Raw genomic sequence first — 17,012 nt, forward strand, 5'->3', positions numbered from 1 at the left:
GTTCCGGACGGGGTTGGCGTCGGGAACTGGGCACTCGATGTGGGCGTATGCCGTGTGGCTCAGTCCGCCTTGACGGCGAGGACGGGGCAGCGGGCGTCGAGGAGCAGGCGCTGCGCGGTCGAACCGAGCAGCAGCTTGCCGACGGCGCTTCGGTGCCGGATGCCGATGACGAGCATCCGCGGGTGCTCCCGGTCGATGACGTCGAGGATCTGGTCGGCCGGGTCGGTGCCGTGCTCGACGCGCCGCACCTCGTGCGACACGCCGGACTCGGCCAGGTCGGCATCGAGCCGGTCGAGGTCCGAGCTCGCGGCTCGGTGGGCGTCGACGAGCTTGTCGTCGCGCGACATGTTGAGGACCAGCACCGACTCGTCGTGCGCCTTCGCCTCGGCGATCGCGGCCGCGAGGGCCGCCTCGCCCTGCGGGGTGGGGATGTAGCCGACGAGGATCGTCATGACATCGCCTCAGCCGGCGCGTCGAAGCCGGAGCGAACGTCGGGCGGTCCGCCCGGGCCACCGTCGTGGCCGCGGCCACGACCCAGCACCTTGGCGACGAGCGGCCACAGCAGCACGATCGCGATGATCGCGAAGCAGACCCAGGCGACCGGACCGCCGACGAGACCGCTGATCTCCCCGCCCGAGAGCTGGAGCGACCGGCGGCCCTGCAGCTCGGCCAGCGGGCCGAGGATGACGCCGATGATGAGCGGCAGCACGGGCAGCCCGAACCGCCGCAGCGCGAACCCGACGAGCCCCAGCCCCAGGAGGAGGAAGAGGTCGAACGGCTGCGCGTTGACGGCATACGCCCCCATGGAGGCGAAGAAGAGGATGCCGGCGTAGAGGTAGGGACGCGGGATCTGGAGCAGCTTGGCCCAGGCCGGTGCCAGCGGCAGGTTGAGCAGGAGCAGCATCGTGTTGCCGACGAAGAGGCTCGCGATGAGCGTCCAGACCAGCACCGGCTGCTTCTCCATGAGCAGCGGTCCGGGCTCGAGGCCCCAGCCCTGAAGGGCCGCGAGCATGATCGCCGCAGTGGCGTTGGTCGGCAGGCCCAGGGCCAGCATCGGGACGAGCGTGCCGGCGGCGGACGCGTTGTTGGCGGCCTCCGGGCCGGCGACGCCCTCGATGGCGCCCTTGCCGAACTCCTCGGGGCGCTTCGAGAGCTTGCGCTCGGTCATGTAGGACAGGAAGGTCGGGATCTCGGCTCCGCCGGCGGGCAGGGCGCCGAAGGGGAAGCCGAAGGCGGTGCCCCGCAGCCACGGCCTCCACGAGCGGCCCCAGTCGTCGCGACCCATCCACGGGCGACCGACCGGGATCACGCCGGCCGCCTTGCGCCGCAGGTGCGCCGCGACCCAGAGCGCCTCGCCGACGGCGAAGATGCCGACCGCGACGACGACGACGTCGATGCCGTCGGCGAGCTGGGCGACCCCGAAGGTCAGGCGCTGCTGCCCGGTCACCTTGTCGATGCCGATGACGCCGATCGAGAGGCCGATGAGCAGGGCTGCGAACCCGCGGATGCGGGAGCTGCCGAGCACGGCGCTGGCGCCGACGAAGGCGAGCAGCATGATCGCGAAGTACTCCGGCGCCCCGAGGCTGACTGCGAACTTCACGACCTGCGGCATGAGCAGGGCGAGCAGCAGCGTGCCGATGGTGCCGGCGATGAACGAGCCGATGGCGGCGGTGGCCAGGGCCTGCGCGGCCCGGCCGGCCTTGGCCATCTTGTTGCCCTCGATGGCCGTGACGACCGAGGAGGACTCGCCCGGGGTGTTGAGCAGGATCGAGGTGGTCGAGCCGCCGTACATGCCGCCGTAGAAGATGCCGGCGAACATGATGAGTGCCTGGGTCGGCTCGAGGCCGTAGGTGACGGGCAGCAGCAGGGCGACGGTCATGGCGGGGCCGATGCCCGGCAGGACGCCGACGGCGGTGCCGATCGTGACGCCGATGAGGGCGAAGAGCAGGTTCATCGGGGTCAGGACGTGGCCGAACCCGTCGATGAGGTTGGCGAAGTTGTCCATCAGAGGATTCCTTGCAGCACGCCGGCGGGCAGGTTGACGTCGAGCCCGATGGCGAAGGCGTAGAAGGTGGCGAGTGCGAGGCCCAGGCCGAAGAGGAGGCCACGCACGTGGTGACGGTTGCCGAGGGCGAAGGCCGAGCCGGCGAAGAGGATCGTGCCGCTGATGACCCAGCCGAGGGGCTCGATGAGCACGGCGTTGAGGATGAAGAAGGCGGCGAGCAGGCCGAGCGTCTTCCAGTCCGCGCCGGTCGAGAGGTCGACGTCCTCGCCCTCCTCGGCACTGCCGACGCCGCCGCGGTAGACGTCGACGGCATACAGCACGGCGGTCACGAGCAGGAGGATGCCGAGGATGATCGGCACGGGACGGGGCCCCACGGGGTCGTTGCTGCTCGTCGCGTGCCCGATGCGGGCGGCGTCGGCGAGCAGGAGGCCGCCGAGGACGGCGAGGGCCGCGCACAGGCCGTACTGTGCGCGGTCCCGGCCGGTCTTCGTCGTGACTCCGTCGCGGGTGGCGTCGGGCAGCGAGTCGGACATCGTGTCGGACATCGTCAGCTCGCGAGCCCGAGGGTCGTCAGGATCCCGGCGACCGAGGCGTCCTGCGCCTTGAGGAAGGTGCCGAACTCGGGTCCGGTGACGAAGGCGTCGGTCCAGCCGCGCTTCTCCATCTCGTCCTTCCAGCCCTGCGAGGCGTGCATCTTCGTCAGCGCGTCGATCCACGTGGCCTTGTCGGCGTCGGAGATGCCGGGAGGGGCCACGATGCCGCGCCAGTTGGTGAAGACGAGGTCGATGCCGGACTCCTTGAGGGTCGGCACGTCGGGAAGGGCGTCGATGCGCTTCTCGCTCGTCACCGCGAGGACCTTGACCTGGCCGGCCTTGACCTGGTCGAGGAACTCGCCGAAGCCGCTGGAGCCGAAGGAGATCTTGTCCCCGATGAGGGCCGGCAGGAGCTCGCCGCCGCCGTCGAAGCCGATGTAGCTGACGGCCTTGGGGTCGATGCCGACGGCCTTGGCCAGCTGCATGGGGAGCAGGTGGTCGGGACCGCCGGGGGACGAGCCGCCGCCGACGTTGACCTTCTTGGGGTCGGCCTTCCACGCCGCGACGAGGGCCTTGACGTCCTGGTAGGGCGAGTCCTTCGGCACGACGATCGCGCCGGCCTCCTCGATGAGCTTGGCGATCGGCGTGGTGTCGTTGAGCGTGGCGTTGCTCTTCTGCGTGTAGGCGGCGCCGACGACGCCGAGGCCCATCTGCATGGCGAGCTTGCCGTTGCCCTTCTCGTTGACCGTGCGCTGCAGGCCGACGGTGCCACCGGCACCGGGGAGGTTGAAGACCTGGATCGCGCTCGTGATCTTGGCGGCCTCCATGACCTTCGCCGCCGTGCGGGCGGTCGTGTCGTAGCCGCCGCCGGGGGCGTTGGGGACCATGATCTGAAGGTTGCTGGCCGGGGAGCCGCCGGCGGCGGCGGTCCCGCCGGCGGCGGTGTCGTCCTTCTTGGCGGTCGCGCCGCAGGCCGAGAGGGCCAGGGCCGCGACGCCGACGGTGACGCCGAGCAGGACGGACCTGCGGGCGGGGGTGTGGGTGCTCATCGTTGAGGTCTCTTTCGCGTTCTGTGGCTGGAACGGCATGATCGTGGCCTGCGCCACGACGCCGTGTCGCCCTTGTGTCAGCAATGAAGGTTGAGTTCGTTTTGGTCACACAGAGACCGGGCCGCTTCGGTCGCCTCTCCCTCGCCGGGCAGCTGCTCGTCGTGCAGATGGTCATCCTCCTCGGTGTGCTCGTGACCGTCGCACTCGTCTCGCTGGCGCAGTCGGACGCGACGTTCACCCGCACCGAGGGCCGTCGGGTCTCGGCGATCGCGGAGCAGCTCGCGAGCACCCCGATCGTGCGCTCGGAGATGGGGCCGGGCGGCGTCGTCAACGTCCTGCCGGCCGTCGTGCAGTCGGTCGTGACGCAGTACAACGTGACGTCGGTGACGATCGCGGACGCCGACGAGGTCGCGCGGGTGTCGTCGGACCCGACGATCGACAAGACCCGCATCCCGCTCGGCGCGCCGGCCGTCGGTGAGGGGGCGAGCTGGACGGGGGTCATGGACGTCCGGGGCGAGCGGATGCTCGTCGCACAGAGCCCGCTGCTCTACACGCCGACGAGCTCGTCGGAGTCGGCGCCGCTGCCCGTCGGCGCCCAGCTCGGCACCGTCATGGTCGCCGTGCGTATGCCGTCTGCCTGGGACCGCCTGCAGGGCAACTCGTCGTACCTCCCGACCTATCTCGGCATCGCCCTGGTGCTCGGCGGCGTCGGGTCGTGGCTGCTCGCGCGGCGGATCAAGCGGCAGACGCTCGGGCTCGAGCCGGCGGAGATCACCGGACTCGCCGAGAGTCGTGAGGCGATGCTCTTCGGTCTCGCGGAGGGGGTGGTGGCGCTCGACACGAACGAACGGATCACGTTGGTCAACAACGTCGCCCACCATCTGCTCGACCTGCCGGAGCATGCGGTCGGGATGCGTCTCGACGACCTGCCGCTCGGCCCGCGGCTGCGGGACGTGCTGCGGGGCGTCACCGACGAGAGCGAGGGCACTGACGGTGCGAGGGACGCCGGTGAGGGTGGTCGGCAGGCCGGGGCGCCGCGCGACCAGGTGGTGCTGCGCCGGGGACGGGTGCTCGTCATGAACCGCATGGAGGTCAGCAAGGACGGCCGTCCGCTCGGGTCGGTGACGACGTTGCGTGACCGGACCGAGCTGGCCGACCTCGAGCGCGAGATCGGCTCGTTCCGCAGCACGACGGAGCTGCTGCGGGCGCAGGCGCACGAGTTCGCCAACCAGCTCCACACGATCTCGGGTCTCATCCAGCTCGGGGAGTACGACGAGGTCGTCGGTTACGTCGACTCGGTGAGCGAGCACCGCGCCCAGCTCGACCTCACCGTGTCGCGTCGGATCCGGGACACGGCCGTGACGGCGCTCGTCATGGCCAAGGCCGCGCAGGCCACCGAGCGTCGCGTCGAGCTGCGCGTCTCGGACGACACCTCGCTCGGGCGCATCGGTCCGCGTGACTCGGCCGACGTCGCGGCGGTCGTCGGCAACCTCGTCGACAACGCCATCGACGCGGCGGCATCGTCCGAGGGCGACGACAAGTGGGTCGAGCTGACGATCCGGCAGGACGCCAGCTCGCTCGAGGTGAGCGTCGTCGACTCGGGACCGGGCATCGCGCCCGAGGTCGTGACCGAGGTCTTCACCCACGGCTACACGACGAAGGCGGCCCGGGCCGGGGAGCGCGGCATCGGGCTGGCGCTGACGCGCCTGATCTGCCAGCGTCGGGGCGGCGAGGTCGAGGTCGAGAGCACCCCCACGGGGGCGAAGTTCGTCGCCCGCCTCACCGTCGAGACCGTTCCCGCGCCCGWGCCCCCGATCAGCGAGGAGAAGCGATGACCCGCGTGCTCGTCGTCGACGACGACTTCATGGTCGCGCGGATCCACCGGGGCTTCGTCGAGCGCGTCGACGGCTTCGAGGTGGTCGGCACGGCACGCACCGGTGACGAGGCGCTCGCCCTCGTCGGTTCCCTGCAGCCCGACCTCGTGCTCCTCGACCTCTACCTGCCCGACGCGTTCGGGCTCGACGTCGTGGCGCAGCTGCGGGCTGCGGGCGAGACGTGCGACGTCCTCGTCATCACCGCGGCCAAGGAGGCCGACGCCGTGCGCGGCGCGGTGCGGCAGGGCGTCGTCGGCTACCTCCTCAAGCCGTTCGCCTTCGCCGACCTCGAGCAGCGCCTGCTGACGTATGCCGCCGAGCGGGCCCGCGACCTCGGCGACGACCTCACGCAGGCCGAGATCGACGCCGCGTTCACGTCGCAGCCGGTCGGGCGGGCGCCGCTGACGCTGCTTCCGAAGGGCCTCAGTGTGGAGACGGCCGAGGCGGTCGAGCGGGCGCTGCGAGAGTCACGGGAGACGTTGTCGGCGACGGAATGCGCTGAGGTCGTAGGGATCTCGCGCGTCAGCGCGCGGCGTTACCTCGAGCACTTCGTCTCTTTCGGGCAGGCCGAGGTGACGCTCCGCTACGGCTCCACCGGCCGACCCGAGCGCCGCTACCGCTCCCGCTGACCGCGGCTGGACACCTCCTCGAGTGGGCCTCAGCCACGGTCGAGCGAGCGTCCCGTCCCCCAACGCGTGGGACGGGACGCTCACTCGAAGGTCAGGTGAACGCCTTCCGCGCCCTTGGTCAGTAGACCCTGACGACACGGTTGGGGCTGTAGGAGGCCAGGTGGTCCACGTCGGCCGGCTTGTACATCCGGTAGGTGAAGGTGCCGCGCCATCCCGGCCTGAACGAGAACGCGTAGGCGCTCGCCGAGCTCAACGTCCTGCTGGCCACGTTCGTCCAAACGCCGTTGCCGGCATACCGCTGGAGGTAGACGACCTGTCCGGCGTGCGCCGGCGCGACCGACCCCGAGATGGTGAACGAGCCGCCGAGCGGCAGCGAGGTCCGGCTGACGGCGCCGGTGACCGTGGTCCGGACCCCGACACGCGCCGCGGCACTGCTCGACCCGACGAAGCTGCCCGACCCGCGGTAGACCCACTGGTAGTCGAGGGACGCCCCTGGCCGGCTGACGTAGGACACAGTCCCGGTGGAGCTCGTCGTGGGCGCCGTCAGGAGGTACCACGTCGTGGTGCCGACCTTGCGCCAGTAGAGCTGGACGGGGGTGCCGGCCAGGGCGGCGCCACTGTCCCGACGCGTCAGCTTGCTGCTCAGGGTCACGGCGCCGCCGTAGGTCAGAGACGCGACGGTGGCCGACATCGTCGGGGCGGTCCCCACCAGCGTGCGCGATGAGGCCGGGCCGAGCGTGCCGGAGCGGTCCTGGGCCCAGATCCTGAAGCTGTAGGTGGTGCCCTGGTCGAGGTTGGGGACGGTGACGCCGGTGCGCGAGCCGGAGTAGACGTCGGTGCCGCTCGTGATGCCCGCGGGGGGCGTCGTGCCGGCGGCCATCCGGACGATGTAGCGGTTCACGTCGGGCAACGCTGAGGCCTGCCACGACAGCGTCGCAGCCCGAACGGCGCCGGTGGCCGTGAACGAGCCGACCGTTGAGGGAGCCGGATCCACGGTCTGGAAGGTGGAGGAGTATGCCGTGCCCATCGTCGCGCCGGACGCGTCCGTCACGCCGGACACCGTCAGGCGGTAGGGCGCGTCGTTCTCGAGCCGCGACGTCGGCGCGACCGTCGCGGTGCGCGTGCCGGCGTCGTAGGTGACCGAAGCCGGCACGTCTGATCCCGTGCGGCCGTCCAGCAGGCTGATGGTCGAGCCGGTCACCGTCGAGGCGGTGACGTCACGGGCGAAGGTGACGGTCGGTGCGGCCGCCGGTGCCACGCCCCACGCGACGTCGCTGGGAGTGGAGCCCCGTACCCACAAGCCGTCCGGCCCGGGCGGAGTGGCCGTGGTCGCGTTGCGCAGCACGGCGATGCCACTCCGCGTCATCAGGGCCACGTCGGGGTGGCCGTCGCCGTCGAGGTCTCCGATGGAGAGCTCGCCCTGGCGCGTGGGAAACAGGGATTCGCCCAGGCCCGTGGACGCTGGCTCGCCGAAGCCGCCGCCTGCGAGGCCCGGGAGGACCGAGACCATCGCGGCGTAGCCCGTCCCCGACGTGACGAGGTCCGGGATCCCGTCGCCGTTGACGTCCGCGACCGCGAGGGTCTCGCTGTGGCTCGGCAGCGGGGTGGTGGTCGGCGCCTGCAGGGTGCCGTCGGCTGCCTGCAGGTACGTCGCGAGCATCGGCGGTCCGTCGTTGCTGCGCACGAGCGCCACCACGTCGGGGCGTCCGTCGCGGTTGACGTCGACGTTGCGCGCGGCGCTCACCCCCGAGCCGGCGGGCGGGCTCGAGCTCACCGGGTGCGTGGTGATGCGCCAGCCGGTGGGATCGGCGCGCAGGACGACCACGTTCCCACCACTGGTTCCCAGGACCTCCGGCCGGCCGTCACCGTCGAGGTCGGCGATGGACAGGTCGGACATCGAGATCTGGAAGTGCGCGGCCGTGGCGTACGAGCCGTCCGCCTGGTGGATCCGGATGTAGGGCGAGCCGTTGAGGGTGACCGCGACGTCCGGGTGCCCGTCGCCGTCGAGGTCACCCGTCGCGATCTCCTCCACCTGTGACCCCGAGATGCCGCTGAGGTACTGCGGCGCCGCGAGCGTCCCGTCCGGCAGCCGATGGAAGACCTGCACACCGTCGTACGTGCCGGACAGCACCTCTGCCGCCCCGTCGCCGTCGACGTCGCCCGAGGAGAGCCGCATCACCGGCGAGTCGTTCGCCGTCGGGTAGAAGGTGCCCTCGTCGAGCTGACCGGCCGCTGTCTGCGCGTAGACGATGATGCCCCTGGGGGTGACAGGGTCGCCGTAGTCGCCGAGGACGGTGACGACGTCGGCGCGGCCGTCGCCGGTGACGTCAGCGACGGCAGTGGAACCCGCCGTCGGTGTCGCTTGTTCGAGCCACGACGGGGAGTCGAGGAGCGCGCCCGGGTGTCGGGCGAGTGACACGGTGTAGGGACGCGGGTCGCGTGCGCCGTTGACGTTCTGGACCTCGACGTAGGAGGCGCCGGGAGCGGCCGTCCAGCCGACGAGCTCGGGATCGCCGATTCCGTGGTGGTCGGTCACGGCCAGGGGCCGAAGGTTCGAGTCGTAGACCGAGACCACCGGGTCTGAGTTCTGCGCGACGTTCGTGTCCCAGGCTGGAGGGGTCACGGTCACCGAGAGCGGCTGGGTCGTCGTCGAGTCGACGCGGTACCAGTCCGCGTCGCCCTCGACGCCGATGGTCCCTGCCATGGTGCTGGTGAGGGGCGTCGCCCGGCTCGGGACGTCGTTGGGCTCGCTGGCGCCGAGACCGGGCAGGCCGAAGCTCGGTGCCCAGCCGCCGCCCACGGCGTTGGTGGCGTCCACGATCCCAGCGCCGAAGTAGGGGTCGATGCCGCGCGGGCCGGCATCACGGGCGGTGGACCTGAGGCGCGCGAGGACCTGCGCCGGGGTCAACGTGGGCGTCTGGGCCCGCAGGAGCGTGACGACACCCGAGACGATCGGCGCCGAGAAGGACGTGCCGTCGCCGTACGCGTAGTTGTGGTTGCCGGAGGAGTCCGCGATCTCGGTCGAGAGGATGTTGAAGCCGGGGGCGGCGACATCGACCCAGGAGCCGTAGCTGCTGAAGTCGGTCAGCGCCCCGTCGGTGTCGGTCGCAGCCACGGCCACGGCCTCGGGGTAGGCGGCCGGGTACTGGGGCACGTCGTCGCCCGAGTTGCCCGCGGCGACCACGACGACGGCTCCGTTGGCCACGGCACTGCTGACGGCGTCGTGCAGGACGGGGCTGTCGGCGTCTCCACCCAGGGAGAGGTTCAGGATCTTGGCGCCGTGGGCGACGGCCCAGTTGATGCCGTCGACGACGTCGGAGTCGGCGCCCTCGCCGTTCGAGTCGAGCACCTTGACCGGCATGACCTCGGCGCTCCAGGCCACCCCCGCGATGCCCTCGCCGTTGCCGGTCCCGGCGGCGACGATGCCGGAGACCATCGAGCCGTGGCCGTTGTCGTCGCTCGCGGCGCCGGCGGCGATGCCGGCCTTGGTGATCGCGTTGTAGCCGGCGACGGTGTGCCCGCGGAGGTCGGGGTGGGTGCCGTTCACGCCGGTGTCGATGACCGCGACGACCTGGCCCCGTGATCCCTGTGACCGGTCCCAGGCGGTCGGCACGCGCACCGTGTCGAGGTAGTGCTGGTAGACGTAGTCGGGGTCGTTCGGGGTCGCCGACGCCTTCCGGACGTAGTCGAACGTCACCTGGGCCACCGCCGGGTCGGTCTTCAGGCGCTTCGCGAGGTCCTCGGCGCGACCGGTGGTCGTGACCTTGACGAAGCCGGTGCCGGGAAGCGCCTGCGCGACCCGGCCGCCGTGGGACGTGACGGCGTTGTCGCGCCTGGCCTTGGGGGCGGAGCTCCGGAACTTCACGAGCACCGTGTGTGCTGCGTGAGACTGGCTGTGCGCCTGGGGCCGGGTCGGCCGCGGCAGGTGTCTCGCGGCTGGGACGCGGCCCTTCGACGCGGACGAGGGGGAAGCCGCCGCGGCGGAGGCTGACATGGCCGAGACGGGCGTGATGAGCGCCAGCGCCAGGGCCGCCGAACAGAGGCGGCGAGAGGGCATCGTGGGTCCCTGTGGTGAGAGCTGCGAGCGCGTCGTCCCACTGGACGGGCGCGAGCGAATCATGGCAGGGCGATGTGCGCGTTATGCCCCAGTTGCGCCTCTTTCGCATGGAACTCCCAGACAGTGCCGTTGGGCAAGCGTCCCAACCTCGGCACGTGCACCCGAGACCGAACCCATGCGAGGACGAAAGATGTGGCCCGCCGAGCACGGGAGGAGTCGAGGTGGCCGATGTCGAGCGGCTGTCGCGTCGCTTCTCGCGTGGCGACGGGGGCTCCGGCGGTCGACGCATCGGCCTGAGCCTCGCGCTGGTGACCCAGATTGTCCGGTCGCACGGCGGCCGCCTGGAGGTGACGGAGACGCCCGGGGGAGGGGCGACGACCTCCACCCTCCTGATCCCCGCGGCAGCCGGCTGACCAGGACCGTTCAGACATTTGAACGCCCGGCTGAGCGTGGGCGTAGTCCGCGTTTGCCTTGTTGAACGCCAAAGCGGTCCGGACCGAGCAAAACCCCTCTTACGTTGCTGAGGTGCCGCGGGGCGAGCACACCAGTCAGGTTTTGCTTAGGTGGAGGGGAATCGCGGAATGAAGATCCAGAAGAGCGTGCCTCAGGGTGCGTCGCTGCGTCGCAGACGTGGCACAGGGGGAGTCGCGCGGCGGCTTCTGGCGGGGGCCGCGGTATCCGGCGTGGTGGTCGGCGGCGTCAACGTGTCGCCGACGTTCGCCTCGTCGGTGAGCAGCGCGGTCTTCAGTGGAACCGGCACGGTGACCAACAGCGGAACTGTGTATGCGAAGCAGGGCACTGCACTGACTCTCACGGTCGTCACCAGCACTGACACCAAGTGCGTCGAGGTGACGGGCGCGGGCACACTGCCTCGCCAGACGTCCTCGACCGCGAAGTCGAACTGGACGTTCACGACGACCGCTCCCGCGGGCAGCGGTGCGCAGGCCTTCACGGTCGCCGCTTCGCCGAACTTCAACGCGAACGGCTGCAACGGGCAGTCGAGCTCGACGCAGGCGTCCTACACGCTCGACAACACCGGCCCTGTCGTCACGGGGGCGCAGACCCCGGCGGCCAACGCCAACGGGTGGAACAACAGCAACGTCACGGTCAACTGGACGGCCACTGACGCCGGCTCCGGGGTTGCCGGTGCGCAGCCGTTCAAGACAGACAGCGTCTCGAGCAACGGCATCACCACCCTGACGGCGCCGGCGCAGACCGACCGCCTGGGCAACGCGGGTGCTGTCGGTTCGGTCACGGTCCGCGTCGACAAGGCGGCTCCGACCATCACGGCGTCGCAGACGAAGAACGCCGACGGCACGACGACCGTCAGCTTCACGTGTGAGGACTCCAACTCGGGTGCCGGCGACGCCTCGGGCATCGCGACCTGCCTGGCGGACGGCAGCACCACGAACTCGAAGACGGTGCAGCCCGGCGTCACCGTGACCGGCATGGCCACCGACAAGGCCGGCAACACGGCGACCGCGAGCTCCACAGCTCCGAGGGGTGACACGACCGCGCCGCTGCTCTCGGGCGCGCCGACCACCCAGCCGAACACGGCCGGGTGGTACAAGGGCGACGTCACCGTCCACTGGACTGCGTCCGACCCCGAGTCCGGCATCCCGACCGCTCCTGCCGACACAAAGATTGTGGGTGAGGGCAAGGGCCTGACCAGCTCGCAGAGCGCCACGAACGGTGCAGGCCTGTCGACGACGGCTACGAGCAGCCCGGCGGTCAACATCGACCGCACGCCGCCCTCGACCAGCATCAGCGGTACGTCGAACAACTGGGTCAACGGCAACGTGACCGTCTCACTCTCCGCGACGGACAACCTGTCGCAGATCGCCTCGACGACCTACTCGGTCGACGGTGGGGCCGCGCAGACGGGCACCAGCTTCACCCTGTCGAGCGAAGGCGACTACACGGTCACCTACTCGTCGACCGACAAGGCCGGGAACCTGGAGCCCGCGCAGACCGCGCACGTCAAGATCGACAAGTCGGCTCCGACCATCTCGCACGCCTTCACGCCGCTCTCCTACATGGACGGCGCGTGGACCAACCAGGACGTCACGGTGACGTTCACCTGCGCCGACCAGGGCGGATCCGGTGTCGCGAGCTGCACGGCGCCCGTGACCAAGAGCGTTGAGGGTGAGTACGTGGTCAACGGCACCGCGACCGACGGCGCGGGCAACACCGCTAGCGACAGCGTCAGCGCACGCATCGACAAGACGAAGCCCACCATCACGGCGACGGCCGTCGGCACGAAGAACGCCGCCGGTTGGTACAAGGACGACGTCACGGTGAGCTACACGGCCAGTGACGCCCTGTCCGGCATCAGCGGCACGCCGGCGAGCGACCTCTTGCGCGAGGGCACCAACCAAAGCGCGAGCGCCACGGTCACTGACGCGGCAGGTAACTCTGCCGAGGCCGGTGTGACGGGCATCAACGTGGACGAGACGGCTCCCGTCCTCACCGGATCCTTCTCGGGCGGCTGGCACACCGGTGACGTCACCGTCAGCTGGACCTGCACGGACCTTCTGTCCAAGCCGGCTGGCCAGCCGGCCGACACGATCGTGAAGGGCGAGGGTGCCAACCTCTCCTCGACCGCCACCTGCACGGACAACGCGGGCAACACGACGACCACGACGGTCGACGGCATCCAGATCGACCGCACCGCGCCCACCACGACCGTCTCGGTCGCGGACCCCAACAGCGCCGGCTGGTACGGCGACGCGGTCCAGGTCACCCTGAGCGGCCACGACAACCTGTCCGACATCGACGCGACGTACTACACGGTCGACGGTGGAGCTGCCCAGACGTACAGCGGCGCCTTCACCTACGGCACCGAGGGCACGCACGAGATTGCCTTCTGGAGCACGGACAACGCCGGCAACGTTGAGACTGCGGGTGCTCCGATCACCCTGAGCATCGACAAGACGGCGCCGACCACGACCGTGACCGTCCCGTCGACGGACAGCGGCTGGTACGTCACCAGCGGCATCCCGGTCGCGTTCAAGGCCACGGATGCGCTCTCCGGCATCCGGGCGACCTACTATGCGATCGACGGCGGCGCCACGCAGACCTACGGTGAGCCGTTCACCGCCGACCTGTCCACCGGCGTCCACACGATCACCTACTGGAGCGTGGACATCGCCGGCAACGACGAGGCCGTGGGCAGCGTCAAGACCGCCGAGGTCAAGGTCGACACGATCGCGCCGGTCATCACGCCGACGCGTACCCCCGGGGCCAACTCGTTCGGCTGGAACAACACGGACGTCAAGGTCGCCTTCAGCTGCACGGACGCCGACTCCGGGATCCCGAGTGACGTCACCGACGGGATCGCGGGCTGTGGCCCCGACCAGACGGTGTCGAGCGAGGGTGAGAACCAGTCCGTCCAGGGTGACACCCAGGACGTGGCCGGCAACGCGAGCTCCGTGAYGGTCGACAGGATCAGCATCGACAAGACCGCTCCGTCCCTCACGGGCTCTCCCACGGGCGACTCCAACGGTGGCGAGTGGTACCGCGGCGACGTCTCCGTCGCGTGGACCGGCGTCGACGGCCTGTCGGGCATCGACACGACGACCCAGCCGGCCAACAGCACGGTCAAGGGCGAGGGCCGCAACCTCGGTGCCTCGGCCAAGATCAGCGACAAGGCAGGCAACCAGGGCACCGGCTCGATCGCGGGCATCAAGATCGACCGCACCCCGCTCGACATCACCGCACAGCTCCCCACCGGCAAGAACGCCGCCGGCTGGTACCACGGTGACGTGACAGTCGGCTTCAGCTGCACCGACCCGGCTCTGGCCGACGGCAGCGCCGGCTCCGGCATGGGCACCTGCCCGTCCGACGCGGTGGTCTCCGGTGATGGCGCCAACCAGAGCGTCACCAGTGGCACGGCCACGGACGTGGCGGGCAACACCATCGCCAAGACGGTCAGCGGCATCAACATCGACGGGCACGAGCCCCAGACCACCGCGGACAACCAGTGCACGGCCACCAACGGCTACTGCACGGGCGGCACCGCCACGGTCGTGCTCAACGCCACCGACGTCGGCCCGTCCGGCGTCAAGGAGATCCACTACACCGTCAACGGCGGCACCGAGCAGGTGGCGGCGGGCGCAAGCACGTCGGTCAGCGTGCCGCTGAGCGGCACCGGTACGGCGAGCGTGAGGTACTACGCCGTCGACGTGGCCGGCAACGTGGAGCCGTCCCAGGCGGTTGCGGTGAAGTACGACAACATCGCCCCGACGGTGACCCACACGGTCAACCCCAAGGCGAACGCGTCGGACTGGAACAACAGCGACGTCACGGTCCACTTCGAGGCCAAGGACACCGACCCCGGCTCGGGCGTTGCCGCCGGCAGCGTCACGCCGGACCAGGTGATCAGAAGCGAGACGAGCAGCACCGGTCTCGCCGTCAACGGCTCGGCCAAGGACACTGCTGGCAACACCGGCACTGACTTGGTGACGATCAAGCTCGACAAGACCAAGCCGAGCATCAACGGGTCCGTCGTCAGCGGGACCGTGGGCAAGAACGGCTGGTACGTCAGCCCGGTGAAGGTCCACTTCACCTGTGCCGATGCCCTGTCCGGCATGGCGTCCTGCCAGGACGACGTGACGTTGTCGAACAACGGCGCGGCCCAGTCGGCCAGCGGGTCCGCCAAGGACGTCGCTGACAACGTGGGGACCGGCTCGGTCTCCGGGATCAACATCGACAACGAGAACCCGACGATCACCAAGGTCAACGTGGCCAACGGGTTCTACACCCTCGGTGGCGCTCCCACCGCGAGCTGTACGGCGACGGACAGCTTCTCGGGTCTGGACACCTGCACCGTGGGCGTCACCGGCGGCACCGTGAACGGCGTGGGCTCGTTCAACTGGACGGCGACCGCCACCGACAAGGCCGGCAACGCCGTCAGCCAGACGGGCACCTACAAGGTCGTCTACAGGTTCGACGGGTTCCTCCAGCCCATCAACGACACGGCGCACCAGGTCGGCACCTCGACCAGCGTCTTCAAGGCCGGCAGCACCATCCCGGTCAAGTTGCAGCTGAAGAACGCTGCGGGCCAAGCGGTCCAGTCGGCCGTAGCGCCGGCCTGGCTGACGCCGGTCAAGGGTGGGGCGATGAGCCTGCCGGTCGACGAGACGGTGCAGACCGTCACGGCTGACAGCGGCTCGACCTTCAAGTACGACGCGGGTCAGTACATCTACAACTGGAAGACGCCCAGCACTGGTGGCAGCTACTACCAGATCGGCGTCCGCCTCGACGACGGCCAGACGTACTTCGTCACCATCGGCCTTCGCTGAATCACCACCTGAGTCCCAAGGGACTGAGGGCAAGAGGGGAGGGTCCCGCGTCGTCACGGCGCGGGGCCCTTCCCACACCACCGAACATCTCTGGGAGAGAAGGACGTCATGACCGCCACGACGAAGGTGGAGGCGACGCGGCCGCCGACGTGCCCCACCTGGTGCGTGCAGCGACACGGCATACGGCAGGGGGAGGACGACTCCATCCACGTGAGCGTCGAGCTCCTCGTGCGCGGGGTGTCGATGAAGCTGTGCGCGACGATCGACCCCAACGCGCAGCTGTCGGAGGGTCCTTACGTGCTGCTCGGCGCCGAGGAGTACACCCTGCACGAGGCCGACGCGCTCATCGACGCGCTGACCCAGCTCGTCGACGAGGGCCTGGGCCTCACTCGCCGCGAAGGAGCCTGAAGGCGCTCTCCCGGTCCTTGACTCGCAGCTTCTTCAGGACGGACGACACGTGCACGCGGACGGTCGTCGCGGAGAGGAAGAGACGTCGGGCGACCTCGTCGGTGGCGAGGCCTTCGCTCAGAAGCTGCATGACCTCCCACTCCCGGGCGCTCAGCTTGGCGGCCGCGACCGTGGTCCGTCCGAAGCGACGCTTCGTCGGGGCCCGGAACTCGTCCATGATCCGTGCGACCAGGCGAGCGGACATCGCTGCATCGCCGTCGAGGACACTGCGGAGCTTGTCCGCCAGCGTCGTCGGGTCGGTGTCCTTCAGCAGGTAGCCGGACGCGCCGGCGCGCAGCGAGTCGAAGAGGTCGTCGTCCTCCGCCGACTGGGTGAGCATGACGACGGCCACCTCTGGCGCGGCCTTCGTGATGTCCTGGGCAGCCTGTATGCCGCTGCCGGGCATGTGGATGTCGAGCAGGGCCACGTCGGGGCGGTGCTCGACCACCAGCCGCACGGCGTCCTCCGCCGAGGCGCCTTCGCCGATGACCTCGCAGCCGCTGCCCTCCAGCGCCGCGCGGACGCGACCGCGGATGCGCGCGTGGTCGTCGGCGAGAACGACGCGCAGGCTCACCAGGTCACTGCCACGGTGGTGCCGCGTCCAGGCGCGGAGTCGATGCAGACGGACCCGCGCAGGGACGCGGCGCGCTCCTCCATGCTGGTCAGGCCGTAGCCGGTGGCATTGCCCCGGATCGTCGCGGGGTCGAAGCCCTGCCCATCGTCCTGGACGAGCAGTCGGCGCAGCTGCTCGTCGCGCTCGAGCCGCAGGAGGACGCGATCGGAGGGCCCGTGGCGGATGGCGTTGGACACCGCCTCCCGGGTGATGCGGATGAGGGCATGACGCTGGTCATCGTCGGCGTGGACGGAGTCGTCGAGCTCGACCTCGAGGCTGGCGTTGTAGCGCTCGGCCACCTGCCGCGCCGCCCGGTGCAGGACGAAGCCGAGCGGCTCCTCGCTGCTGCGGCCCAGTGCGTCGACGGCGGCGCGCGCCTCGTCGAGTGCACGGTCGCAGGAGGCGAGCATGCGTTCGCGGTCCTCCGGGTCGTCCACAGCCGTATGCGTTTCCGCTCGGATGTAGGCGAGCTCCTGCACGACACCGTCGTGCAGCTCACGAG

12 protein-coding genes are annotated in these 17,012 nt (G+C 70.3%); 5 read left to right on the forward strand and 7 right to left on the reverse strand.

The window, feature by feature from the left end:
* Positions 1–59: 59 nt before the first annotated feature.
* From AC1DP0_RS05695 to AC1DP0_RS05710, 4 genes are read right to left on the reverse strand one after another with little or no spacing between them, the layout of a single operon-like run.
* Positions 60–452 carry a universal stress protein gene (locus AC1DP0_RS05695; protein ID WP_478082896.1) on the reverse strand — a complete coding sequence of 131 codons (393 nt, stop codon included), beginning with the start codon at positions 450–452 and terminating at the stop codon, positions 60–62.
* Entirely contained in the window at positions 449–2,005 is a 1,557-nt protein-coding gene (locus AC1DP0_RS05700; protein ID WP_478082897.1) for a tripartite tricarboxylate transporter permease, read from the reverse strand. Before AC1DP0_RS05700 ends, AC1DP0_RS05695 begins: the two co-directional genes overlap by 4 nt.
* On the reverse strand, positions 2,005–2,538 hold the full coding sequence (locus tag AC1DP0_RS05705) for a tripartite tricarboxylate transporter TctB family protein (protein WP_478082907.1): 534 nt from the start codon (positions 2,536–2,538) through the stop codon (positions 2,005–2,007). Before AC1DP0_RS05705 ends, AC1DP0_RS05700 begins: the two co-directional genes overlap by 1 nt.
* Before the next feature lie 14 nt (positions 2,539–2,552).
* Entirely contained in the window at positions 2,553–3,587 is a 1,035-nt protein-coding gene (locus AC1DP0_RS05710) for a Bug family tripartite tricarboxylate transporter substrate binding protein (RefSeq protein ID WP_478082898.1), read from the reverse strand.
* Between the two features lie 101 nt (positions 3,588–3,688).
* Between AC1DP0_RS05710 and AC1DP0_RS05715 the strand changes: the two genes are divergently transcribed.
* Together AC1DP0_RS05715 and AC1DP0_RS05720 are read left to right on the forward strand one after the other, a co-directional pair.
* Positions 3,689–5,422, forward strand: coding sequence for a sensor histidine kinase (locus tag AC1DP0_RS05715; protein WP_478082899.1), 1,734 nt, complete (start codon positions 3,689–3,691; stop codon positions 5,420–5,422).
* A complete protein-coding gene (locus AC1DP0_RS05720) occupies positions 5,419–6,090 on the forward strand; it encodes a response regulator (protein WP_478082900.1) in 672 nt (223 codons plus the stop codon). Before AC1DP0_RS05715 ends, AC1DP0_RS05720 begins: the two co-directional genes overlap by 4 nt.
* Before the next feature lie 118 nt (positions 6,091–6,208).
* Here the strand turns inward: AC1DP0_RS05720 and AC1DP0_RS05725 are convergent, their stop codons facing one another.
* Positions 6,209–9,955 carry a S8 family serine peptidase gene (locus tag AC1DP0_RS05725; protein WP_478082901.1) on the reverse strand — a complete coding sequence of 1,249 codons (3,747 nt, stop codon included), beginning with the start codon at positions 9,953–9,955 and terminating at the stop codon, positions 6,209–6,211.
* Positions 9,956–10,368: 413 nt separating this feature from the next.
* Between AC1DP0_RS05725 and AC1DP0_RS05730 the strand changes: the two genes are divergently transcribed.
* The 3 genes from AC1DP0_RS05730 to AC1DP0_RS05740 all read left to right on the forward strand — a co-directional run bounded on the left by AC1DP0_RS05730 (position 10,369) and on the right by AC1DP0_RS05740 (position 15,858).
* Positions 10,369–10,560 carry an ATP-binding protein gene (locus AC1DP0_RS05730; RefSeq protein WP_478082902.1) on the forward strand — a complete coding sequence of 64 codons (192 nt, stop codon included), beginning with the start codon at positions 10,369–10,371 and terminating at the stop codon, positions 10,558–10,560.
* 168 nt (positions 10,561–10,728) lie between these two features.
* Positions 10,729–15,450 (forward strand): OmpL47-type beta-barrel domain-containing protein, encoded by a 4,722-nt coding sequence (locus AC1DP0_RS05735; RefSeq protein WP_478082903.1) that lies wholly within the window; start codon positions 10,729–10,731, stop codon positions 15,448–15,450.
* A 108-nt stretch (positions 15,451–15,558) separates the two neighbouring features.
* The gene (locus AC1DP0_RS05740) at positions 15,559–15,858 is read left to right on the forward strand and encodes a DUF6907 domain-containing protein (RefSeq protein ID WP_478082904.1); all 300 of its coding nucleotides are present in this window, start codon (positions 15,559–15,561) and stop codon (positions 15,856–15,858) included.
* Here AC1DP0_RS05740 and AC1DP0_RS05745 read toward each other — a convergent pair.
* Together AC1DP0_RS05745 and AC1DP0_RS05750 are read right to left on the reverse strand one after the other, a co-directional pair.
* A complete protein-coding gene (locus AC1DP0_RS05745) occupies positions 15,836–16,471 on the reverse strand; it encodes a response regulator (RefSeq protein ID WP_478082905.1) in 636 nt (211 codons plus the stop codon). The two genes, AC1DP0_RS05740 and AC1DP0_RS05745, sit on opposite strands and share 23 nt — an antisense overlap.
* Positions 16,468–17,012 (reverse strand): sensor histidine kinase (locus tag AC1DP0_RS05750; RefSeq protein WP_478082906.1); only part of this gene is annotated, 545 nt, incomplete at its 5' end. The genes AC1DP0_RS05745 and AC1DP0_RS05750, both read right to left, overlap by 4 nt.

The sequence above is a fragment of the Terrabacter sp. P5_B1 genome (assembly GCF_056400505.1).